Origin of the sequence: Zophobihabitans entericus, from assembly GCF_011745665.1 — a bacterium.
GTDB classification, from domain to species: Bacteria; Pseudomonadota; Gammaproteobacteria; order Enterobacterales; family Orbaceae; genus Zophobihabitans; species Zophobihabitans entericus.
The window spans coordinates 346,801-369,060 of record NZ_CP050253.1 but is presented as its reverse complement, the minus strand read 5'-3'; the positions used below and the strand labels follow the sequence as shown (position 1 = coordinate 369,060).

Below are 22,260 nucleotides of genomic sequence, written 5' to 3'. Positions count from 1 at the left end.
CACATTATAAAAGAAATCAGACTAACTACGAAATCTTTTCATACTCACTATTTTATCTTTAGATAAATGAAGATTTTATGGCATCGACAAAGCCGTAAAAAGTCGTTAAATTATCCGGTGAATTCAGGCTAAAGAAGAGAGACGAATGTTACATACACTAAGTCATGCAAATATCGATATTACCAAGCTACTGGCGATAGTGGCAGCAAAAGATGCGGTACTACTCTGGCAGGATGGCGTATTAATTGGCGTGAAACATCCGGAATTCATTAAGCAGCTACAAAATCAACGTATTCCGGTGTATGCGTTAGATAATGATATACAAGCCAGAGGACTGGCACCTTATCTTGAGCAATATATTCAGGTCATTACAATGACACAAGTAATCTCAGTAACAGAGCAATGCACCCCACAATTTAAACATTAAAAAATTCAATAAAATCAAATAGTTAAAAATAAACTTTATTGCATTTATTCAAGGTGTTAACTATTTTTAGAAACTCATCGCGCCTTCTTTCGCAGTGGATAATCTCTCTCTGAGAACGGTAAACAGTACATGACCACAGCCAACATAAGAAGCTGATAGGTCAATCTCAACTGGTGTTCTTTATGACACTTCTAAGTTCAAACAGTTAAAATAGAATCAAGCAAGAAAAATCATGTTTATATAAAGATAGAAAGCGTAAAACAAGATGAGACTCAATAATAAGTATCATCTTATGAAAAATTTAAGCAGGTAGTTTAGGTTGCCAGTCAATTGGCATACCGCCTTGCTTTTGAATCAGTTCATTCGTTTTTGAGAAGTGTTTACAACCAAAGAAGCCACGACTGGCGGATAGTGGTGACGGATGAACACTAGTTAAAATATGATGTTTATTGCGATCAATAAATTGGCCTTTCTTCTGGGCATGAGCACCCCACAGTAAGAAAACCACACCTTCACGGTGCTGATTAATCGCTTCAATCACGTGATCGGTAAATGTTTCCCAGCCAATTTTAGCATGAGAGTGCGCCTGACCTGCTTCAACCGTTAAAACCGTATTGAGTAATAACACACCTTGCTCTGCCCAAGAGGCCAAATAACCATGTTTTGGACGTTCAAAACCCGGAATATCGGTTTGCAATTCTTTATACATATTAACTAAAGAGGGTGGCGGGGCAATGCCCGGCAGAACAGAAAATGATAATCCATGTGCCTGATTAGGTCCGTGATAAGGGTCTTGTCCTAAAATCACCACTTTAACATCAGCAAATTCAGTAAAACGGAAAGCATTAAACACATCTTTTTGTGGTGGATAGATCACTTTGCCGGCAGCACGTTCAGCAGCCACATAAGCAGTAATCTTTTTAAAGTAATCGAGTTCTTTCTCTTTACCAATTACATCTGTCCAGGTCAGTTGCGTCATTATCAATTCCCATCTACATAATTTATGGTCGATATTATAACTGATTACATAAAAATTATAAAACCTTACATTCGGTAATGATTATCAGATTAATAGGATAATTTGATTTTTATCAAAAAACAGATATGCTATATTAGTAACAAAATAAATATGGGTAAAAAACCCTACATGTCAGGAGAGTATTATGATTACAGGTATTCAAATCACAAAAACTGAAAACGCAGCACTACAAAACTCTTTTTGGTTACTTGATGATGAAACTCAAGAAGCACGCTGTGTCGCAGCAAAAGCAGAATATAAAGAAGACCAGGTTGTTCCAGTGAAAAGCCTTGGTAAATTCGAATATCGTGAAGTTGCTCTGGATGTTGCGCCTACTGTTAAAGTAGAAGGTGGTCAACACTTAAATGTTAACGTATTACGTCGTGAAACATTAGAAGACGCAGTTAAACACCCAGAACTATACCCACAATTAACAATCCGTGTATCAGGTTATGCCGTTCGTTTTAACTCATTAACACCTGAACAACAACGTGATGTTATTGCTCGTACATTTACTACTAGCATGTAGTTAAACTTCGCCAGGGATGGTGAGTAAAAACCAGTACCGCAAAAAGTACTGGTTTTTTTATGTCTGTAATAAGGTAAAAACCATATTATCTAACACCACTTTATTTATCACTTCCGCTGATAAACTATCTATAGCATCCAAAGAATAACCATAAAAAAACCCCTGTCCGGGCAAGACAAGGGTATAAAGTGATTAAATTGCTAATCACTAATCGAGGTATAATGCTCGAATTTTTTCTTTTTCTAATGGAGTAACTTTTAGTGCTTTTTCAATATAACCATTAATTGAGCCATAAAGTTTTGTCATTTCGTCAAAGGCCGCTTCCAGATAACTATTACGCGTTTCCATCATCGAATATAAAAAGGCCAGTACATCTAAATTATCAGTCTCTTTTTTATATTCACCCATACGACGCATATTTCTGGCATGGCGCAGCGTGCCGGTCATCGCATAATCATCTAAGATACTTTGATGATTAACACCAAGTATTGCCAGAATAATAGCGATACCAAAACCAGTACGATCTTTACCACCACGACAATGCTGTACCATCGGCATATTTTGGTTATCTAAAATAATGTCAATAAGCTCGCGGTAAACTTCTGCCGTTTCAGGATTACGCACAAAATCTCTGTTTTGTTCCTGCATAATGTAGCCTGAACCATCAATTCTGACATTGTTATCCTTATTCTGAGATAAGTTAATCAACTCCATAATCTTTTCATTATCATTACCCGCTTTAGCAGCAAGTTCTGCTGAAGAAGCATCAGGAATGACATTGAAGGTCTTAAGCTGGTTATCCCAGATTCGGTTGGGTTGTTTGCCGTACTCTTTTTCATTACGATAATCGACGATACTGTGGAAATGCGCAGATCTCAGGTACTCCACATCTTTATCTGTTAAGTTATGCAGATGATCAGAGCGATATAACAGACCCCATTTCACACGTCGGTTATTCTCTGCCAGATAACCACCTACATCACGGAAGTTATGTGCACCTTCAAGTGGTAGCACACGTTCAGCCGTCACATAAGTGTTACCCGCTACTTCAAGTACAAAGTATTGACGGGAGTGATTATCACACGCTAAGTCAACTTGATTTTCTGTGGTTGAAGTCACAAATGTTTTATCTGTCAGAGAGTTTGCCGGACTACTACCAATATAGATCTTAACAGTTTGACCTTCCGGGTCGGTTCGCCAGCTAAGGCGAACCTGATCAGAAGATAATCTCTGTACATCAGCAATAACAATTGGATTATTCTTCATTATAAACCTCTTAGTTAATTACGCTGACGCCGGAGCCTGCTCAATACTTAGTTTTTGACGATCCATATAGCGAACAAACGGATAGTAAACCATCATCGCAACAAACAGTAAGAACACGTGCCAGATTGCCATTTGCCAGCCACCGATCATAAAGCCTTTAATGATTTCAGGTGTACCTGCAGCTGGTAGTGGCATCCCGTTTACACGAGGAATGATGTTTAATAAAGTTGCAAAATAAGACAGCGCAACGTTAATCGTCCCAGCGAAAATTAAAGGTAAGAATAGAATCGGGTTTAGTACCATTGGTAAACCAAATTTATACGGTTCACTGATACCAAAACAACCTGGGATTACACCCACTTTACCAAGACTTAACATCTGCTGGCTCTTACAACGTAGTAACAGAATTGAAAGCGCAAGGTAGCGCGGACCTTTTTGTGCGTTGATAAAGGTCATAGTTACGATAAATGGTAGCGCTGTACCAGCCTGGAATGCTTCTAAGTTTGCAATATCAAACGGATAGAATAGGGCATACAAAATGGTTGATGTTGCCATAGTACCGTGAATACCAAAGAACCATAAGAACTCAGCTAAGAATACAATCAATAGTGCAGCCGCTAAACTTGCACCTAAACCTTGTAGTGGAGCCTGAATGATCGCATAGATAAGATTATGCACGTTCTCAAATGAAGTTAATCCAATTAAGTGATTTAACACACCAAATACTGCAGCCAAAATAAATGCCGGGATTAAGCTTGAGAATGACTTAGATACGAAGTCAGGTACTGAGTCAGGCATTTTAATGGTTAATTTGCGGTTTAATAAGAACACATAAAAACGTGTTGCAAACAGACCGGTTAACATCGCCACGATCATACCGCGTGAACCAACATACACTAAATCAATTGCTTTAATGCCTTTAGTTTCCATCGGGGTGATAAACAAGAAGGCCATTAGTGCCAGTAACGCAGCAAGAATACCATCTTTCTTATGTAGTTCAGCTAATTTATAAGCGATCGCTACAACCACATACAATGAAATAACGTTCATCGTAACGGTTGAAGCTACTTTAAAGATTGATTTTAAACCGATCAGACCTAAGAAAGCCTGATAAGCATCGATATTTAAACTATTTAAAACAGCAACAAGTGAGCCTACCATCATAACCGGTAGTAACATCATCATACCGCTGGATACAGCCTGTACATAATAACTTGATTGAATTGTACCGATTACGCGTTGTAAACCGGCTCTAAATCCCATCAATTTTTGTTTTTTCTGGTCTACCATATCATCTATTCCTCATAGAGAGAGCTATTTGCTCTCTAGAATTGCTAATGCCGCTTTTAAAACTTTCTCACCATTCATCGTGCCATAATCAAGTGAATCGATAACGACAACCGGAATGTCATACTCTTTTTTCAGGCTTTCATAGATATATTCCACCTGTGGCCCAAGCATAATGATGTCGAGATCATCATATTGATCGAGCTCAGTTTCACTCACCGCATTGATGTTGGCATCAACACCTTGTGCAGCCGCCGCTTCTTTCATTTTTTTAACTAACATGCTGGTAGAGAAACCTCCCATACAAGCAAGCATAATGTTATAAGCCATATTATTCTCCTTCTTCTTAGTGCGTTTTAGCTTTCAGAATTTCAATAATTTCTGTCGCCAAATCGCGCATCGTTATTGCATTCATCAGATGATCCTGAGCATGAATAATTAACAGTGACACCGGGAAACTCTCACCTTTCATCTCATTTTGGATCAACGTTGTTTGTGTTTTATGTGCCAGAGACAAAGACTCTTTTGTCTTTGCTAAAAGAGCATCCGCCTCAGCAAAGTCACCTTTGCGTGCACTGCGAATTGCTTTTAAGCAGCTACTTCTTGCATCACCACTATTAGTGATTAGCTGCATAATGATCTCTTCATATTCGTTCATCAAAAACCTCAACCTATATTGTTACTTTTATTTAAGAACTTCTTGTTCTGTTTGATTCTTTTCAAGAATCGTGCCAAAACAGTTAATTTCTTTATAAAACAAATGGTTAAAAATTAAGCTTGCTAATGTGTTTTGATGTGTTTTAATACACATTATCTGAAATAATGTAAATGTGTTTTAAAACACAATTAAGAAGAATAAGATATGCTAAGAATTGATATTATTTACAATAAGTTACAAGAAATTGCCCCTACTTATCCCGATGGAATCACCACTCAGCAGTTGGCTGATCTTCTCAACTACTCCAGAGCAAATGTCAGTAATGACCTGAATTTATTGGTACAGCAAGAAAAGGTCATCAAGAATAAAGGTAAGCCGGTTAAATATTTTCCGACACTCGGTACTCAGTCAGACTCAACTTCACCTGCTAAGCAGCATTATGATCAATTTGATAAGTTTGTTGAGACCAATACCAGTTTACATACCCTGATTGAACAAGCCAAAGCTGCCATTTTCTATCCACCTAATGGCATGAACATGCTGATACTTGGCGAAACTGGCGTAGGTAAATCGATGTTTGCCGAACTTATTTATGACTATGCCAAAAAGATTCATAAAATTAATGATGATGCACCCTTTATTCACTTTAATTGTGCTGACTATGCCAGTAACCCGCAACTACTACTTGCTCAACTATTTGGTAGTAAAAAAGGGGCATATAGCGGTGCAATTGAAGATCGCATGGGTTTAATTGAAAAAGCCCATAATGGTTTTCTGTTTTTAGATGAGGTTCATCGCCTGTCTCCGGAAGGACAAGAAATTTTCTTCACTTTCATTGATAAGGGAATTTTCCACCGCTTAGGTGAAACAGAAGAGCGCACTGCCACAGTTCGAATTATCTCTGCCACGACAGAAGATCCAAACTCAGCATTACTCAGGACGTTTACCCGTCGTTTTCCAATGCTGATTACCTTACCACCGCTGCGGGAAAGAAGCTTTGAAGAACGTTTTAGTCTGATTCAACACTTTTTTAATATCGAATCAGCGCAGTTAAAAGAGAAGATTGTGGTATCCAGCAACGCGCTGCGTGCCCTGCTTGGTTATGATTGCCCCAATAATATCGGTCAGCTAAAATCGGATATTCGCTTTATCTGCGCCGCTGCTTACGCTAAATATATCTCAGGCAATCAGCCAGAACATATCTATATCAATAGCTCACTGTTACCACCACATATCAGCTCTGCACTTTTGATTGAGACCAAGCATCGCCAGACCTGGAACAAGATCATTGGTATCAATCGTAAAAATATCATTTTCCAGGGTGAAGATAACAATATTTTATATGAGAACAATCAGACCAGCGATATCTACGATATCGTTAACCGTCGCATCACAGAACTCAAAACACAAGGGGTTGAAACCTCTCAGCTGGAAGAAGAGATCGAGCAGGATATTCAGGATTATTTTCAGACTTATGTGTATAACAATCCTAAAAGATACGATATTAATAAGCTGAAAAATATTATCTCTACTAAGATTCTGCGCTTAACAGAAACCCTGATCGATTACACCGAGCAAGCGCTACAACGTGAGCTAAATGGCAGTATTTATTACAGTTTAGCCACCCATATTGAGAGCACATTAAAACGCATTAACAACCATCAGACAATTAGCCATCCACAGCTAAATAAAATCCGGACTAATTACCCGCGTGAATTTAATGCCGCACTGGATTGTCTGCGTACTATTGAACACATTATGGATATCACGATCCCAATCGATGAAGCCGCCTACCTGGCGATGTTCTTCATCTACGGTAATGATCACACGATTGCACCACATAATAACGTACAGGTTATTGTGATTGCCCATGGTACTCAAACTGCAACAGCCATGACGCACACTGCACACGAGCTGCTCAGTATGGAATATGCCATGGCCTTTGACGTACCATTAAATGCACAGCCACAAGTTATCTTAGATAAGATTGTTGAGTATCTGCATTCAACCGGCGGACGCTCTGACGTTCTGCTGCTGGTTGATATGGGCTCACTGAAAACCTTTGGTGAAGAGATCGAGCAGCGTTGCCACGTTAATACCCGCACCATTCAATTAGTCAGTACGCTACATATTATCGAAGCGATTCAAAATGCCGCTAATGGCCATTCACTACAAGATGTCTACCAAAATGTTATCATGGTGAACTCCATCACGCAGGAAGTGCCAGTAGTCATCGAGAAAGAAGAGAGTATTGTTAATAAAAAACTGGCGATTTTGATTATTAATATTCCTAACAATAAGAGCACTCATATCACCAAAGAACTGTTGATGAAAACACTCTCTTATCGTAAGAATATCCTGGATATTATCTCGTTTGACCTGCCCAACAAAGACAATGATATCTATCAAGAGATCGTCCGAATTCAGCAGGATTATGTAATTGTAGCTATTATCAGCCCATTTAACTTTAATACTGCTATTGCGCAGTTTGATCTGACTTCTCTGCTGTATGAAGATAACATCAACAGATTGCAGCAACTTATTGATATTGAGACAATCTACTCACTGATAGAGAAAACACTATCTAATATTCTTAGCAATATTGATCAGCGTAATTTACTGTCTGACATTAAACTGTTTAACGAAAATATCAGTAAACAATTTAATATTCACTTATCTAACAATACGTTAATTGGTTTAGTGATGCATATCGCCTGTATGCTGGAGCAGCTGGTTAATGGCAAACCAAGTACTATTAAGTTCTTAGATAAAGAGAATTACATTAACCGCTACCAAAGCGAATTTAATATTATCAAGCAGGAGCTAAAACGTTTTGAGCGTAAACTCAATACCACAATTCCGGATGATGAGATCTGTTATATCCTTAAATTCTTTAATCACGCCTAAGTGATATATCCAAATTATAAAGAATAAAAAAGCCACTATGACTAGTGGCTTTTTGCATTTTACTCTTCTAATTAATCAAAGAATTTTTTCACTTTTTCAAAGAAGGATTTTGCTTTTGGACTATGCTTAGAACTATGTTCGTCACCAAAACTTTCGCCTAACTCTTTGAGTAACTCTTTTTGTTTATTAGTTAAATTAACCGGCGTTTCAATTACTGCGTGGCAGAATAAGTCACCAACACTTGAACTGCGTAGTGACTTAATACCTTTACCGCGCAGGCGGAACACTTTACCAGTCTGTGTTTCAGCCGGAATAGTTAAACTGACTTTGCCATCCAGCGTCGGCACTTCAATACTACCACCAAGTGCTGCCATTACGATATTAATCGGTACTTCACAGTGCAGGTTAATATCATCACGTTCAAAGATAGCATGTTGTTTAACTTGCACCTGAACATATAAATCACCAGAAGGAGCACCATTGCGACCGGCTTCACCTTCACCAGAAAGACGAATACGATTACCAGTATCTACACCTGCAGGAATAGTCACTGATAAGGTTTTGGTTTTTTGAATACGACCATCACCATGACATTTTTTACATGGATTTTTGATCGTTTTACCACGCCCGTGACAGGTTGGGCACTCTTGTTGTACCGCAAAGAATCCCTGACGCATCTGTACCACACCCGCACCATGACAGGTTGTACAAGTCACCACATCAGACGCTTTCTCAGTACCTACGCCATGACAAACATCACACTCAACCATGGTTGGTACTTTGATCTCTTTAGTCACGCCTTTGGCAGCTTCTTCCAGCGTTAAATTGATATTATATTGCAGGTCAGAACCACGAGAGGCCTGTTGACGCCTTCCGCCGCCTCCGCCACCAAAGAACTCACTAAAGATATCGCCAAATGCGTCACCAAAGCCAGCTCCGCCAAAACCACCACCACCGAAGCCTCCGCCACCAGCACCTTGCTCAAATGCTGCATGTCCATATTGATCATAAGCGGCTTTCTTTTGTGGATCGGTTAAGATCTCATACGCTTCTTTTATTTCTTTAAACTTAGCTTCTGCCGTGGCCTTATCATCCTGATTTTTATCCGGGTGATATTTCATAGCAAGGCGTTTATAGGCTTTCTTTATTTCTCGTTCATCAGCATCGCGGCCAACGCCAAGTAGTTCATAATAGTCTTGTTTAGCCATACTTTACCTTAATTAACTCTTATTATTTATCTAGTTATAAAATCGATATCTGTATAAACAGATAAACGGGCTTGAGTTACCTCTTGCCCGTTTTGATGTATTCCCTTATCTAAAACGAATGTTTTTTGAATCAGTCATTACGCATTATTTGTTGTCATCAACTTCTTTGAAGTCTGCATCAACAACATTATCATCAGCCTGGGCACCAGCATTGTTACCGCCTGCTTGTTGTGCCTGAGCATTTTGTTGTGCCATATCAAGTAGTTTCTTAGACACTTCAACTAATGCCTGAATTTTCGCTTCGATATCAGCTTTATCTTCACCACGAGCTGCAGTTTCAAGAGCATTTACTGCTTCTTCGATTGCTTTCTTATCATCTTCCGGTAACTGGCTACCCGCTTCACTTAATTGTTTACGAGTACCGTGGATTAGATGATCCGCCTGGTTACGAATTTGTGCTAACTCTTCAAACTTACGGTCAGTTTCAGCATTCATTTCTGCATCACGAACCATTTGTTTGATCTCTTCTTCACTTAAACCTGAAGACGCTTTAATGGTAATGTTTTGTTCACGACCACTGTTCTTATCTTTTGCTGATACGTGTAAGATACCATCTGCATCAATATCAAATGTTACTTCAATTTGTGGCATACCGCGTGGTGCAGCCTGGATACCATCAAGGTTAAACTGACCTAATGATTTATTATCCATCGCACGTTTACGTTCACCTTGTAACACGTGAATTGTTACTGCTGACTGATTATCTTCAGCTGTTGAGAATACTTGACTATGTTTAGTTGGGATAGTCGTGTTTTTCTCAATCAGAGACGTCATCACACCACCCATAGTTTCAATACCAAGTGATAATGGAGTTACGTCTAGTAATAATACGTCTTTAACATCACCACCAAGTACACCACCTTGTACCGCAGCACCAACGGCTACTGCTTCGTCAGGGTTTACGTCTTTACGTGGCTCTTTACCAAAGAAGTCAGAAACCGCTTTTTGCACCATTGGCATACGAGTCTGACCACCAACTAAAATCACGTCCTGAATATCAGATACTGATAAACCGGCATCTTTTAGTGCGACTTTAACCGGCTCAATTGAGCGTTTCACTAAATCTTCAACTAAAGATTCAAGTTTTGCACGTGTTACTTTGATATTTAAATGTTTTGGACCTGTTGCATCAGCAGTGATATACGGTAAGTTGATATCTGTTTGCTGTGCAGAAGATAATTCAATTTTCGCTTTTTCTGCTGCTTCTTTTAAACGTTGCATTGCCAGCGGATCATTTTTCAGATCAAAGCCTTGTTCACGTTTAAACTCATCAACTAAATAGTTGATTACACGTGAGTCAAAGTCTTCACCACCTAAGTGTGTGTCACCGTTAGTTGCAAGTACTTCAAATGTTTTTTCACCATCTACGTCATCGATTTCGATGATAGAGATATCAAATGTACCACCACCGAGATCATAAACAGCGATAGTGCGGTTACCTACATCTTTATCTAAACCATAAGCCAGTGCAGCAGCTGTTGGTTCGTTGATAATACGTTTAACTTCAAGACCTGCGATACGACCCGCATCTTTAGTTGCCTGACGCTGAGCATCGTTAAAATATGCAGGAACAGTAATAACTGCTTCTGTTACTTTCTCACCTAAATAGTCTTCTGCTGTCTTTTTCATTTTTTTCAATACTTCAGCAGAGATTTGTGGCGGAGCAATTTTTTGACCTTTAACATCAACCCATGCATCACCATTGTCAGCTTTAACAATTTTGTATGGCATGATGCTTACGTCGCGCTGAACTTCAGCGTCTTCATAACGACGACCAATTAAACGTTTGATCGCAAATAATGTATTTTGTGGATTAGTCACAGCCTGACGTTTTGCCGGCTGACCAACAAGAATCTCACCATCTTGCGTATATGCAATAATCGATGGCGTTGTACGATCGCCTTCTGCGTTCTCAAGTACTTTAGCCTGACCACCGTCCATAACAGCAACACATGAGTTTGTTGTTCCTAAGTCGATACCAATAATTTTACCCATAATTAACCTTTCTCCTAAAAACTGTGATTTCAATCATTTCCCATATATAGGTCTGCTTTCCAACTTTTCAAGGTAACTTTTGTCTATTATTTGTTCAAAAGAGCTTTTATCCTTAAAAAACCTAGGGGGAATTGCCTTGTTGAGATAAAGATGGGGATCAAATAAGTAACATCAAGGGGGAAAATGAAAATATTTTTACTAATCTATTGATTGAAAAACTGTTGCCCTTTATGATGCGCGCACCGATTTCGCTGAAATTCTTCAGCAGCAATTCAAAACACTTCAATCAATTGATAAAACAAGGTTAATTATGGAAACAACAAAGTTAGCAAACCCGGGTCCACTAGGTCTGATGGGTTTTGGTATGACAACAATCTTACTTAACATTCATAACGCCGGTTTCTTCCCGGTTGAAACAGCAATCGTTTCAATGGGAATTTTCTACGGTGGTTTAGCACAAGTTATCGCTGGTATTTTAGAATTCCGTAAAGGTAATACTTTTGGTACAACTGCCTTTACTTCTTATGGTTTCTTCTGGATCGCTTTAGTCGGTATCTGGTATTTACCAACTTCAGCAGCAACCGCACCAACTGATCATACCTTCTTAGGTATCTTCCTTGCATTATGGGGCATCTTTACATTCTTTATGTTCCTTGGCACATTTAAAGCTAATCGTGGTCTGCAATTTGTTTTTGGTAGCTTAACAATTCTGTTTGCTTTACTAGCAATTGGTAATATCACAGGTAGCAAAGCGATTTTAAATATTGCTGGATTTGAAGGAATTATCTGTGGTGCAAGTGCTATTTACCTTGCGATGGCTGAAGTATTAAATGAAATGTACGGTCGTACTATTCTTCCAATTGGAGCTCCAAAAGGTAGTAATCATTAATTTATTCAATAAAATCAAAGGGTTATAAACCCCTTTGATTTACTTCTAATCTAGTCTTTATTTGGATGCCAAAGTACCCGACGGGTATAATTAATCAACGCTTCTGAAATTGCCACCATGGTATTACTCTCCGGCGCAAAACGGTGCCAGTACAACATCCGACGCTGATATAAACCAAGCGTTAAATCGATCAATTTACCTTCTTTTAGAGCCTGATCCACTTGTAAACGTGGGATCATACAACATGCTGAACCTTGTAAAGCCAGTTGCACAAAAGCTTCTGATGAAGTCGTGATATGACAAGACACACTACCCGGCGCTAAGCTAAAGTTTTCCTGCAAAAATGCCTGATGCATATCATCTAAGTGATCAAACGCAACAGCCGGTGCTTTAAGCAAAGCCAGCTTAGTCACGCCATTTGGAAAATGTTTTTTAGCAAAATCTGGTGACGCGACAAAGATATAATCCAACGCACCTAAGAAGTCACACAAACAGCCCGGTAAGGGTTGTGACTGAATACTGATAGCGCCGACGACTGTCCCAAGACGCAGCATATCCAGCGCGTGTTCCTCATCTTTTACCTGCAGATCAAAACGGGCATTATTTTTGTCCATCACTGGTTTAAGCGCGGGTAAAAACCAGGTCGCTAAGGAGTCAGCATTCACTGCAATAGCAAGTGAAAGTGGCATAGAATTATGGTCATTATCACCCAGCCACTGCTGCTCAAGAAGTTCAACCTGATGCAAAAGACCAAGTAAATGCTCGCCCTGCTTGGTCGCTTTTGGTGGAACGGTTCTGACTAATAATTGTTGACCAAAAAAACTCTCCAGCTGCTTGATACGCTGGGAGACCGCTGGCTGCGTGATACATAACTTCTCTGCTGCACGTTCAAAACCGCGCTCAGAGATGACAGCATCGAGTGCCTGTAAGGCTCTATAATCAGGACGTTTCATACCATTTACCTTGACGTGACAGGACGTCGTTTATCTTTTAATTGATTTTGCTTGGTTATTCGATTTATTTCTCATTATGTTGAGTATTCATAATGATTTTTATTGCTTGATTGGTTACTATGCCATATCTTTATCAAGATTGCTTTTAAATTTTATTACAGAGGTGGCTATGACTCAAGACGAACTCAAAAAAGCGGTAGGCTGGTCAGCATTAAAATTTGTTCAGCCAGGTACTATTGTTGGTGTAGGAACAGGCTCCACAGCATCTCATTTTATTGATGCACTGGCTTCCATGAAAGACCAAATTAAAGGTACCGTCTCCAGTTCCGAGGCATCCACCGCTAAATTGAAGAGTTATGGCATTCCTGTTTTTGATGCCAATGAAGTCGATAGCTTAGATATTTACGTTGATGGTGCCGATGAGATTAACCACCATATGCAGATGATCAAAGGTGGTGGCGCAGCACTGACACGTGAAAAAATTATTGCCGCTATTGCCAAAAAATTTATCTGTATCGCCGATGAGTCAAAAGTGGTTGATGTGCTGGGTAAATTCCCACTACCGGTTGAGGTCATTCCAATGGCTCGTTCCTATGTCGCCAGAGAACTCTTTAAACTAGGCGGTCGACCAATTTACCGACAAGGCGTCATCACAGACAATGGTAACGTGATTTTAGACATACATGATCTGTTGATCAGTGAGCCGATCACGCTGGAAACCAAAATAAACAATATTGCTGGTGTGGTAACTGTAGGCTTATTTGCTAATCGCGGTGCAAATGTGGCTCTCATAGGTACAGCTAACGGTGTCAAAGAATTAAAACTTTAAATTATCAGTAACGACTGATATGTGAGGCTCTAAAATGGCAGTTCAAGCATTAACAAAAGATGAAAATAAGTTTTTACTTCTGGAAGGTGTTCATCAAAGCGCAATTGAAACCTTAAAAGCCGCTGGTTACACCAATATCGAATACTATAAAGGTGCTCTGGATAATGAAGAGCTCAAAGAAGCAATCAAAGATGCTCGTTTTATTGGTATCCGCTCTCGTACTAAACTCACCGATGAAATTCTCGCTGCTGCACCAAAACTGGCTGGGATTGGCTGTTTCTGTATCGGTACCAATCAGGTTGATCTGACCGCTGCAGCTAAACGAGGTATTCCGGTCTTTAATGCCCCGTATTCAAATACCCGCTCAGTGGCAGAGCTGGTGCTTGGTGAATTAATTTTACTACTACGCCGTGTACCAGAAGCCAATGCTTCTGCTCATAAAGGCAAGTGGAACAAAATTGCCGTTGGTGCTTATGAAGCGCGTGGCAAAAAACTCGGTATCATTGGTTATGGTCATATTGGTAGCCAGCTTAGCGTTCTGGCTGAATCTCTTGGTATGAAAGTCTATTTTTATGATATTGAAACCAAACTCTCAATGGGTAACGCCAGACAAGTTCGCACTTTAAAAGAACTTTTAAGTACCTGTGACGTTATCTCAATGCATGTACCAGAAAATAGCTCAACTAAAAATATGATCAGTAAAGTTGAGTTATCTCAGATGAAACAAGGCGCCATCTTAATTAATGCGGCACGTGGTAAAGTGGTTGATATTGAAGCCCTGGCTGAAGCACTGGAAACTAAGCATTTAGCAGGAGCCGCGGTAGACGTATTCCCAAAAGAACCAGCGACTAACAGTGATCCATTTGAATCACCGCTGAGTGTTTTTGATAATGTCATTTTAACACCACATATTGGTGGATCAACTGAAGAAGCGCAGGAAAACATCGGCATTGAAGTCGCTAACAAACTAGGCAAATACTCAGATACCGGCTCAACACTTTCTGCGGTCAACTTCCCGGAAGCATCATTACCGATTCCGGCTAAAGGTGTCAGCCGCTTCTTAAATATCCACAAAAACCAGCCAGGTGTTTTGACCTCAATCAACCAATTATTTGCTGAACAAGGTTTAAACATCTCCGGTCAGTACTTACAAACCAATCCGGATATTGGTTACGTGGTTATTGATATCGACAGTATCACCGAAGCACAGGCTGAAGACACGCTGGTCAAACTAAAAAGTGTTCCCGGCACAATCCGAGCCCGACTCCTGTTCTAAGTATAAATTGCGCGACATCGTCGCGCTTTTATTATACCAACAAGAATAAAGATATTATTTATATTATTCAATTGGTTATATATTTAAGATTGAAAAGGCACTGCTTTGGTTAGCCAAATTATCAAACCTTAAGGTGCCAAATTTGATGGAGAGCGTACCTCATAGGTCTTAGCGAGCCTGACGAGCGGGTGCCTATGGGGTGCGGTAAGCCATCAAACCCACGGAACCAGCCACATTACCAAAGATAACACGCCTACGGAGGCGTGCTCCCCGCCAAACACCAAGCTAATAACATCTCGGTTTTTAGTCGCGCTTTTAAAAACCTAAACAATTTTAATCCCATCATCCATCACTGATTTCATCACAAAAAAATGCTATTATGCTCAAAAATAAAAACAAACGAAGAGAAAATATAATGAAATCAGATCGTGGATCTTTAGTCTCTACACCAAATCAATCTTCCCAAAAACCAATGCTCATTGTTATTGCGCTTATTGTTATTGGCGTTACTGGTTACCTGGCAGCAATGGACTGGATGGAACAAGATAATGCCTCAGAACAAGCTGAACAAATAGCAGCAATAACACCAGGCACCAATAACTCAACAAACACAACGGCACGTGTTACCAGTGAAGCACCAACCAGACCTTTAACAAACGCGCCTCAAGTGGCAGATCCTGCGCCAGATATGAGAACAAGCACGCCAACAACTACACAAAATAAACCGACGGCTCAAACAACAGATCCTTATCCAAGAACGGTTTATCTGTATCATCCAAATGCAGATAAAACCTACAATATTGTAAAAGCTACATTTATTACACAAAGTTTAGAGCCTAATGACGCAAAACTGGTAACCTTAATTAAAAACTCTGATGGTAGCTTCAGTGCTATTGATAATTCAACAAACCGCCGTATCCCAAATGTTAAAGACTTAACTGCGCAGCAAAATTACTACACACCCAAAACGCTTTATGCAGATAGTAATAATCTGATTCTTTTAACAAAGCAAATTGGCGGCACTGGTTCAGCTTTTGTTATTCGTAAAGTGAATACATTTAATGGTAATGTTGAATGGACATTAAACGGAGATAAGTTTGATGATTTTAACGCCTTAACAATACAAGCGCGTTTACATAAAAATATGACGTTATTAAATATCAGTAAACAAAATTATTTAGTCGATGCAAAAGGCCAGCTGACTAAGACATCTATCGCCTTCTAATCATTATAAAAAATGAAGTATTAAAATGAACTGATTTTTAAGGTAGGCTACATAACAACTTAAAGCCATAAAACCAATTGTATTAACGGTTTTATGGCTTTTTTATATATTAGTCTCTGTTACCACTACGATAAGCACGTTTACGGTCATTTTCAGTTAAATGACGTTTACGTAAACGGATTGATAATGGAGTGACTTCTACTAATTCATCATCATCAATGAACTCAAGTGCTTGTTCTAATGACATTTTCACTGGTGGTGATAATGTTGTTGCTTCATCCGTACCTGACGCACGCATGTTCGTTAATTTTTTACCGGTTAAGGCATTAACGGTTAAGTCGTTAGAACGTGTATGAATACCAATGATTTGGCCTTCATAAATCTCAGCACCGTGACCAAGGAATAATTTACCGCGATCCTGTAAGCTGTAAAGAGCATATGCCAGCGCTTTACCTGTACCGTTAGAAATCATAACACCGTTGTTACGCTGACCAATCTCACCAGCACGAATATCATCATAATGGCTGAATGTTGAATACAGTAAACCAGTACCAGAAGTCATGGTCATAAATTCAGTTCTGAAACCAATTAAACCACGGCTTGGAATAATATAATCAAGACGCACACGACCTTTACCATCCGGAACCATATTCGTTAAGTCGCCTTTACGAATACCCAGCGCTTCCATCACAGAACCCTGATGTTGCTCTTCGATATCGATAGTGACTTGTTCAAATGGTTCTTGCTTACGGCCGTCGATCTCTTTATAGATTACTTTTGGACGCGACACACCCATTTCATAACCTTCACGACGCATATTTTCGATCAGTACAGAAAGGTGTAATTCACCACGACCAGAAACACGGAATGCATCCGGATCTGGTGTCTCTTCTACGCGTAACGCTACGTTATGTACTAACTCTTTTTTCAGGCGGTCAAGAATTTGACGAGAGGTAACATATTTACCTTCTTTACCAGCAAACGGTGAGTTGTTGACGTTAAAGAACATACTTACTGTTGGTTCATCAACACTCAGTGCTGGTAGTGCTTCAACAGCATTCACATCACAAATTGTATCAGAAATGTTCAGTTCACCAAGACCCGTAATTGCAATGATATCACCCGCTTCAGCAACTTCTACTTCATAGCGTTGTAAACCTAAGTGACCAAGAACCTGACCCACTTTACCGTTATGTTTTTTACCTTCGGTATCAATGATTGTGACTTGTTGACCTGGTTTTACGCGACCACGTTTGATACGACCAATGCCGATAACACCAACGTAGTTATTGTAATCAAGTTGAGAAATTTGCATCTGGAATGGGCCATCTAAATCTACTTTCGGTGGCTCAACATATTTGATGATCGCTTCAAATAATGGGTCCATGTTTGGTGCCATTGTCTCATGATCAAGACCAGCAATACCCATCAGCGCTGATGCATAAATGATTGGGAAATCAAGTTGCTCATCGGTCGCACCTAAGTTAACAAAGAGATCAAAAACCTGATCCACAACCCAGTCAGGACGAGCGCCCGGACGGTCGACTTTATTAATAACTACAATTGGTTTTAAACCATTAGCAAACGCTTTTTGTGTTACAAAGCGAGTTTGTGGCATTGGGCCATCCATCGCATCAACCACAAGTAATACTGAGTCAACCATAGACATTACGCGTTCAACTTCACCACCGAAGTCGGCATGTCCTGGGGTATCTACGATATTAATACGATAGCCATTCCAATTGATTGCCGTATTTTTAGCTAAAATAGTAATTCCACGCTCTTTTTCCAGCGCATTTGAATCCATTACACGTTCAGTATCATCACCGCGTTGATTAACAAGGGTACCTGATAATTTTAATAGTTTATCAACTAGTGTCGTCTTACCATGGTCGACGTGAGCGATGATGGCAATATTTCGTAAATTAGTAATCACAATTTTTTCCAAAGGATAAAGTAAGCGCGATATTATATACCTATTTCGGCTAAATGTTGATCAAGATCTCATATTTTATTGATAAAAAGATCAAAAAATAATTGCTCATTTGTTACTCAAATAATTTTTTTGTCATTAAGTAATTATTTAATATCAGATCGTTGCGAATAACCTGATTTTCTCGCAGACATAAAAAACCGTGTTTTATAAAGAAAGAATAAGCGACTGTTGATGCATATACGGTGAGATTCTGGCAATTTTGTCGTATCGCCTGTTGCTCTAAGTATTGATATAAAAAAGTGCCAATATGCTGTTTTTGGAAGTCCGGATGCACATAAAAACAATCAATATATCCGCTGTTATCAAACTCAGCAAAACCAACGATGACACCTTGTTTTTCAGCAATAAAAGGCTGTGTTTTTAACAATCGTTGTGCCCATAAGTCATAATCAGGTTTTGGTGCCCACGCCTCTTTTTGCGCCTGATTGTAGATATCATCAGGAATCTGGTGTACCGCAGCATAAAACAGATCAGCGATCGCTTTAGTATCCTGCATAGTAAAAGAACGAATGATCATGACTTATCTTTATTTTGAAAGTGATTAATTTTTTCAATCGTGTTTTTTTGTGATAATCGATGTACCGGATATTCCACATAAGTTTTAATGATCGCCAGTGGCGAATGACGCCTTTGTAAATCAACCATACGAGAAATTCTCAGCCATTTTTTTAAATTTTTACTACCCGGATCAAATTCATCTATTTTTTCCAGCAATAACTGAGAGTTTGGTGATAAATGAGGGGCTGACGATAAATCAGAATCCTGTGTTAGATGTTTTACTGCTTCACGCTTTTCAATCAGATGTTCTATCGTTTCAGCCACATCATTTTTGATATACCAGTCAACGTCTTCCAGTGAATCTTTCAGTTTATCAAACAGGACTTTTACTTCTTTCAGGCGGCCAGAAAGACGAATAACTGAGAATAACGATAAAATAAAATCAACTGACATAATCAGAATAATAGCGCCACCAATTAACTCAATCGGACCCTGAGAAAAATGCTCAACAATATCAGAAACAAAAGGGTGTACAACATACACAATCACCATTCCCATAATACCAAACAGAAATGAATTCCAAACGCAAATACGTCCCTGATAGTTAAATTTGTGTGATGAATAATCCCACCAGCGCATATTGAAGAGTTTTTCCATTACTACACTAGTGACATATTCAAGCAACGTACAGGCAATAATGGCACTAAAGAACAACAGTACTGGAAACAGATCAATGGGCAGTAATAGCTTTAAAATAATCAGTGAACCAAAACCATAAATGGGGCAGTAAGGGCCAAACAAAAACCCCCGATTGACCAATTTTTTATCAATAACAGAACAGTAGATAACTTCAGAAATCCAACCAATCACGCTATACAAGAAGAAATAAAGGATAACTTTTAACAGATAAACGGTATCCATCCTGACCTCATTAGCTTGAGAATTGATATCATCATTATACATAAATCTTTGTCTGATTTATGAACAAATATTTATGATAAGATAATATTTGCACTAACAAATTAAAAGCAGAGATAAAATCATGAAAAAACCTTTTATTGTTATTTTAACTGGCGCCGGTATTTCTGCAGAATCTGGCTTGTCTACCTTTAGGGCCCAAAACGGCTTATGGGAAGGGCATGACGTTAATGAAGTCGCCACTTATGAAGGTTATCAGCGCGATCCAATTAAGGTACATGAATTTTATAATATGTTGCGTCGTAAACTGAATGATCCTCAGGTTCAGCCCAATGCCGCACATTTTGCTGTAGCTCAGCTAGAACAGCAATTAGGTCAGGATAATGTGTTAGTTGTAACACAAAATGTCGATAACTTGCACGAAAAAGCGGGAACAACACAAATTATTCATATGCATGGAGAGTTACTGAAAATCCGTAATGAGATGACTAACGAAGTGATATTTTGTGATTATGATGTGGATTACACCAGGAACAAGTATCTTCGTCCCCATATCGTCTGGTTTGGTGAAATTCCCTTGGATATGTCTTATATTTATGATGCCTTAGCACGTGCTGATTATTTTATCTCTATTGGTACATCTGGCAATGTTTATCCGGCAGCCGGATTTGTGCAATTTGCCAGACAACATAACGTAAAGACAATTGAACTCAATTTAGAACCCAGCCTTGGTAATAACTTATTTGATCAAAAGATTTATGGTCCAGCGAGTAAAGTCGTTCCGGAATTTGTGGATACATTAATTGAAAAGTTTAAAAAATAATAGAATTATGTTCTAAATTAGCTGTGAAAAAAGATAAGAGTTAAATTAGGTTAATAATCTACTTTACGTGATACCATTCAAGAATAAAATTCTTAATTGCCTGATAGTCATTAATTTCAAACAGCGGCAGAGGAATATTGAGGAAAATATCTGTCGCAAAAGCCAGTGTTTTATCATCCACATAAGGGTTTTTACCCGTTGCTGCACGGTGACAAATAATTTTATCAATAGGTTCGTCTTTAAAACCTTCGACAAGTACAAGATCGACATCAGAAAATTTTTCAGCCAGTTCAGCCAATGACACTGGCTTACTTTCAGTTTCTGCTATCATGGCCCAGCGTTTATCACATGCAACAATCACCTGATCAGCACCTGCTTTACGCAGTTCATAACTATCTTTACCGGGAACATCAATGTCCATATTGTGATGAGAATGTTTGATTAATGCCACACTAAGCCCTTCCTGTTTTAACAGCGGGATCAATTGAGTAAGTAGTGTTGTTTTGCCTGAGCCGCTATAACCACTAATACCGAGTAATTTCATTTTATTGTTTATTCCAGTAATCTAGTTCTTCTTGAGTATTAATATTGGTAAAACTTAATTTTTGCTCACTAAAATCTACCGCAATACTATCCTGACCCGCTAAAAAGATCTGTAGCTTTCTGTCATTATTATCCAGATAATTTTTTAAATCCGTGATTTGTGACTTATTAATTAACATTAATGTTGGGTGATTACGTTCACCATCATAAACATAAGCTATTTTATGCTTACCCATTTGTTGCCACAATTTGTCTACTAAATTAGTGGGTAAAAATGGTGTGTCACAACTGACAAAGAGTACCCAATCAGTTTTAGCATAATAAAGTCCGCTATAAATACCAGCCAGAGGTCCCTGATAATCAGCCATTAAATCGGCAAAAACCGGATAACCTGACTGGCAATAAATATCCTGATTGCGATTAGCATTGATCATGATGCTACTTACTTGCGGTTGTAATTTATCAATAATGTGTAGATAAACCGGACGATTTTTAAGCATCATCAAGCCTTTATCCTGACCACCCATTCTGGTACCTTTACCTCCAGCTAAAATTATCGCTGTAATTGGTGGTTTTAGCATAATTATTCACTCACTATTATTGATAAAAAACAAAATATGATTACTATAATAAACCATAGTAAATTAATCGGATAATAGATAATGAAATGTCATCGTGTCAATGAATTGATGGAACTGATTTTACCTGCCTGGCAACAAGACAGTGATTTAAATCTGGTACAATTTTTACAAAAGCTGGCTCAGGAAGCGGGCTATGAGGGTAATCTGGCTGATTTGAGTGATGAAATTTTAATTTATCACCTGAAAATGCGTGGTACAGACAAGACGGAAGCAATTCCAGGTCTGAAAAAAGATTATGAAGAAGATTTTAAAACTGCGTTACTTAGAGCTCGCGGAATTTTAAAAGATTAATTAATATATACACGGAACTGTAT

22 protein-coding genes are annotated in these 22,260 nt (G+C 38.8%); 9 read left to right on the top strand and 13 right to left on the bottom strand.

Annotated features, from left to right (window positions below; all coding sequences use genetic code 11):
• Positions 1 to 145 precede the first annotated feature (145 nt).
• Positions 146 to 427 (top strand): sulfurtransferase complex subunit TusB, encoded by a 282-nt coding sequence (tusB, locus tag IPMB12_RS01700; protein ID WP_166914337.1) that lies wholly within the window; start codon positions 146 to 148, stop codon positions 425 to 427.
• 301 nt (positions 428 to 728) lie between these two features.
• Here the strand turns inward: tusB and ung are convergent, their stop codons facing one another.
• Complete coding sequence (ung, locus tag IPMB12_RS01695) at positions 729 to 1,409, bottom strand: uracil-DNA glycosylase (protein WP_166917655.1); 681 nt, start codon at positions 1,407 to 1,409, stop codon at positions 729 to 731.
• A gap of 181 nt (positions 1,410 to 1,590) precedes the next feature.
• Here ung and grcA point away from each other — a divergent pair, with 181 nt between their 5' ends.
• A complete protein-coding gene (grcA, locus tag IPMB12_RS01690) occupies positions 1,591 to 1,974 on the top strand; it encodes an autonomous glycyl radical cofactor GrcA (protein WP_166914335.1) in 384 nt (127 codons plus the stop codon).
• A gap of 207 nt (positions 1,975 to 2,181) precedes the next feature.
• Here the strand turns inward: grcA and IPMB12_RS01685 are convergent, their stop codons facing one another.
• Genes IPMB12_RS01685 through IPMB12_RS01670 form a run of 4 tightly spaced genes read right to left on the bottom strand, consistent with a single transcriptional unit; the run spans position 2,182 to position 5,185 of the window.
• Positions 2,182 to 3,240: a tyrosine-protein phosphatase gene (locus IPMB12_RS01685; RefSeq protein ID WP_166914333.1), complete on the bottom strand. Its 1,059-nt coding sequence runs from the start codon at positions 3,238 to 3,240 to the stop codon at positions 2,182 to 2,184.
• An 18-nt stretch (positions 3,241 to 3,258) separates the two neighbouring features.
• Entirely contained in the window at positions 3,259 to 4,530 is a 1,272-nt protein-coding gene (locus IPMB12_RS01680; RefSeq protein ID WP_166914331.1) for a PTS sugar transporter subunit IIC, read from the bottom strand.
• 24 nt (positions 4,531 to 4,554) lie between these two features.
• Positions 4,555 to 4,857: a PTS sugar transporter subunit IIB gene (locus IPMB12_RS01675; protein WP_166914329.1), complete on the bottom strand. Its 303-nt coding sequence runs from the start codon at positions 4,855 to 4,857 to the stop codon at positions 4,555 to 4,557.
• Positions 4,858 to 4,873: 16 nt separating this feature from the next.
• On the bottom strand, positions 4,874 to 5,185 hold the full coding sequence (locus IPMB12_RS01670; protein ID WP_166914327.1) for a PTS lactose/cellobiose transporter subunit IIA: 312 nt from the start codon (positions 5,183 to 5,185) through the stop codon (positions 4,874 to 4,876).
• Between the two features lie 204 nt (positions 5,186 to 5,389).
• Between IPMB12_RS01670 and IPMB12_RS01665 the strand changes: the two genes are divergently transcribed.
• Positions 5,390 to 8,092, top strand: a complete 2,703-nt coding sequence (locus IPMB12_RS01665; RefSeq protein WP_166914325.1) for a sigma 54-interacting transcriptional regulator — start codon at positions 5,390 to 5,392, stop codon at positions 8,090 to 8,092.
• 71 nt (positions 8,093 to 8,163) lie between these two features.
• Here the strand turns inward: IPMB12_RS01665 and dnaJ are convergent, their stop codons facing one another.
• Both dnaJ and dnaK read right to left on the bottom strand, forming a co-directional pair.
• Positions 8,164 to 9,300, bottom strand: a complete 1,137-nt coding sequence (dnaJ, locus tag IPMB12_RS01660) for a molecular chaperone DnaJ (protein WP_166914322.1) — start codon at positions 9,298 to 9,300, stop codon at positions 8,164 to 8,166.
• A gap of 144 nt (positions 9,301 to 9,444) precedes the next feature.
• Positions 9,445 to 11,355 (bottom strand): molecular chaperone DnaK, encoded by a 1,911-nt coding sequence (dnaK, locus tag IPMB12_RS01655; protein WP_166914320.1) that lies wholly within the window; start codon positions 11,353 to 11,355, stop codon positions 9,445 to 9,447.
• A 310-nt stretch (positions 11,356 to 11,665) separates the two neighbouring features.
• Here dnaK and satP point away from each other — a divergent pair, with 310 nt between their 5' ends.
• Positions 11,666 to 12,244 carry an acetate uptake transporter gene (satP, locus tag IPMB12_RS01650; RefSeq protein ID WP_166914318.1) on the top strand — a complete coding sequence of 193 codons (579 nt, stop codon included), beginning with the start codon at positions 11,666 to 11,668 and terminating at the stop codon, positions 12,242 to 12,244.
• Positions 12,245 to 12,294: 50 nt separating this feature from the next.
• Here satP and IPMB12_RS01645 read toward each other — a convergent pair whose 3' ends face one another.
• Entirely contained in the window at positions 12,295 to 13,197 is a 903-nt protein-coding gene (locus IPMB12_RS01645; RefSeq protein WP_166914316.1) for a LysR family transcriptional regulator ArgP, read from the bottom strand.
• Positions 13,198 to 13,366: 169 nt separating this feature from the next.
• On the opposite strand from IPMB12_RS01645, the gene rpiA reads away from it, so the two are divergent.
• From rpiA to IPMB12_RS01630, 3 genes are all read left to right on the top strand, one after another.
• On the top strand, positions 13,367 to 14,026 hold the full coding sequence (gene rpiA, locus IPMB12_RS01640; RefSeq protein WP_166914314.1) for a ribose-5-phosphate isomerase RpiA: 660 nt from the start codon (positions 13,367 to 13,369) through the stop codon (positions 14,024 to 14,026).
• A 34-nt stretch (positions 14,027 to 14,060) separates the two neighbouring features.
• Positions 14,061 to 15,302 (top strand): phosphoglycerate dehydrogenase, encoded by a 1,242-nt coding sequence (gene serA / locus IPMB12_RS01635; RefSeq protein WP_166914312.1) that lies wholly within the window; start codon positions 14,061 to 14,063, stop codon positions 15,300 to 15,302.
• 415 nt (positions 15,303 to 15,717) lie between these two features.
• The gene (locus IPMB12_RS01630; RefSeq protein WP_166914310.1) at positions 15,718 to 16,527 is read left to right on the top strand and encodes a hypothetical protein; all 810 of its coding nucleotides are present in this window, start codon (positions 15,718 to 15,720) and stop codon (positions 16,525 to 16,527) included.
• A gap of 109 nt (positions 16,528 to 16,636) precedes the next feature.
• Here the strand turns inward: IPMB12_RS01630 and typA are convergent, their stop codons facing one another.
• The 3 genes from typA to IPMB12_RS01615 all read right to left on the bottom strand — a co-directional run bounded on the left by typA (position 16,637) and on the right by IPMB12_RS01615 (position 19,942).
• Complete coding sequence (gene typA, locus IPMB12_RS01625) at positions 16,637 to 18,463, bottom strand: translational GTPase TypA (RefSeq protein WP_166914308.1); 1,827 nt, start codon at positions 18,461 to 18,463, stop codon at positions 16,637 to 16,639.
• Between the two features lie 112 nt (positions 18,464 to 18,575).
• Entirely contained in the window at positions 18,576 to 19,040 is a 465-nt protein-coding gene (locus tag IPMB12_RS01620) for a GNAT family N-acetyltransferase (RefSeq protein WP_166914306.1), read from the bottom strand.
• The gene (locus IPMB12_RS01615; protein WP_208293521.1) at positions 19,037 to 19,942 is read right to left on the bottom strand and encodes a putative ABC transporter permease; all 906 of its coding nucleotides are present in this window, start codon (positions 19,940 to 19,942) and stop codon (positions 19,037 to 19,039) included. The genes IPMB12_RS01620 and IPMB12_RS01615 overlap by 4 nt, the downstream gene beginning before the upstream one ends.
• A gap of 121 nt (positions 19,943 to 20,063) precedes the next feature.
• Here IPMB12_RS01615 and cobB point away from each other — a divergent pair, with 121 nt between their 5' ends.
• On the top strand, positions 20,064 to 20,762 hold the full coding sequence (gene cobB / locus IPMB12_RS01610) for a Sir2 family NAD+-dependent deacetylase (protein ID WP_166914302.1): 699 nt from the start codon (positions 20,064 to 20,066) through the stop codon (positions 20,760 to 20,762).
• A 58-nt stretch (positions 20,763 to 20,820) separates the two neighbouring features.
• Here cobB and mobB read toward each other — a convergent pair whose 3' ends face one another.
• Complete coding sequence (mobB, locus tag IPMB12_RS01605; RefSeq protein WP_166914300.1) at positions 20,821 to 21,306, bottom strand: molybdopterin-guanine dinucleotide biosynthesis protein B; 486 nt, start codon at positions 21,304 to 21,306, stop codon at positions 20,821 to 20,823.
• A gap of 1 nt (position 21,307) precedes the next feature.
• Positions 21,308 to 21,886, bottom strand: a complete 579-nt coding sequence (gene mobA, locus IPMB12_RS01600) for a molybdenum cofactor guanylyltransferase MobA (protein WP_166914298.1) — start codon at positions 21,884 to 21,886, stop codon at positions 21,308 to 21,310.
• A gap of 81 nt (positions 21,887 to 21,967) precedes the next feature.
• Here mobA and IPMB12_RS01595 point away from each other — a divergent pair, with 81 nt between their 5' ends.
• Positions 21,968 to 22,237, top strand: a complete 270-nt coding sequence (locus IPMB12_RS01595) for a YihD family protein (protein WP_166914296.1) — start codon at positions 21,968 to 21,970, stop codon at positions 22,235 to 22,237.
• Positions 22,238 to 22,260 lie beyond the last annotated feature (23 nt).

Bases quoted from the DNA above. Each gene is read 5' to 3' on its own strand.
- tusB (WP_166914337.1), top strand. From the start codon at position 146: ATGTTACATACACTAAGTCATGCAAATATCGATATTACCAAGCTACTG.
- grcA (WP_166914335.1), top strand. From the start codon at position 1,591: ATGATTACAGGTATTCAAATCACAAAAACTGAAAACGCAGCACTACAA.
- IPMB12_RS01685 (WP_166914333.1), bottom strand. From the start codon at position 3,240: ATGAAGAATAATCCAATTGTTATTGCTGATGTACAGAGATTATCTTCT.
- IPMB12_RS01680 (WP_166914331.1), bottom strand. From the start codon at position 4,530: ATGGTAGACCAGAAAAAACAAAAATTGATGGGATTTAGAGCCGGTTTA.
- IPMB12_RS01675 (WP_166914329.1), bottom strand. From the start codon at position 4,857: ATGGCTTATAACATTATGCTTGCTTGTATGGGAGGTTTCTCTACCAGC.
- IPMB12_RS01670 (WP_166914327.1), bottom strand. From the start codon at position 5,185: ATGAACGAATATGAAGAGATCATTATGCAGCTAATCACTAATAGTGGT.
- IPMB12_RS01665 (WP_166914325.1), top strand. From the start codon at position 5,390: ATGCTAAGAATTGATATTATTTACAATAAGTTACAAGAAATTGCCCCT.
- dnaJ (WP_166914322.1), bottom strand. From the start codon at position 9,300: ATGGCTAAACAAGACTATTATGAACTACTTGGCGTTGGCCGCGATGCT.
- dnaK (WP_166914320.1), bottom strand. From the start codon at position 11,355: ATGGGTAAAATTATTGGTATCGACTTAGGAACAACAAACTCATGTGTT.
- satP (WP_166914318.1), top strand. From the start codon at position 11,666: ATGGAAACAACAAAGTTAGCAAACCCGGGTCCACTAGGTCTGATGGGT.
- IPMB12_RS01645 (WP_166914316.1), bottom strand. From the start codon at position 13,197: ATGAAACGTCCTGATTATAGAGCCTTACAGGCACTCGATGCTGTCATC.
- rpiA (WP_166914314.1), top strand. From the start codon at position 13,367: ATGACTCAAGACGAACTCAAAAAAGCGGTAGGCTGGTCAGCATTAAAA.
- serA (WP_166914312.1), top strand. From the start codon at position 14,061: ATGGCAGTTCAAGCATTAACAAAAGATGAAAATAAGTTTTTACTTCTG.
- IPMB12_RS01630 (WP_166914310.1), top strand. From the start codon at position 15,718: ATGAAATCAGATCGTGGATCTTTAGTCTCTACACCAAATCAATCTTCC.
- IPMB12_RS01620 (WP_166914306.1), bottom strand. From the start codon at position 19,040: ATGATCATTCGTTCTTTTACTATGCAGGATACTAAAGCGATCGCTGAT.
- IPMB12_RS01615 (WP_208293521.1), bottom strand. From the start codon at position 19,942: ATGGATACCGTTTATCTGTTAAAAGTTATCCTTTATTTCTTCTTGTAT.
- cobB (WP_166914302.1), top strand. From the start codon at position 20,064: ATGAAAAAACCTTTTATTGTTATTTTAACTGGCGCCGGTATTTCTGCA.
- mobB (WP_166914300.1), bottom strand. From the start codon at position 21,306: ATGAAATTACTCGGTATTAGTGGTTATAGCGGCTCAGGCAAAACAACA.
- mobA (WP_166914298.1), bottom strand. From the start codon at position 21,886: ATGCTAAAACCACCAATTACAGCGATAATTTTAGCTGGAGGTAAAGGT.
- IPMB12_RS01595 (WP_166914296.1), top strand. From the start codon at position 21,968: ATGAAATGTCATCGTGTCAATGAATTGATGGAACTGATTTTACCTGCC.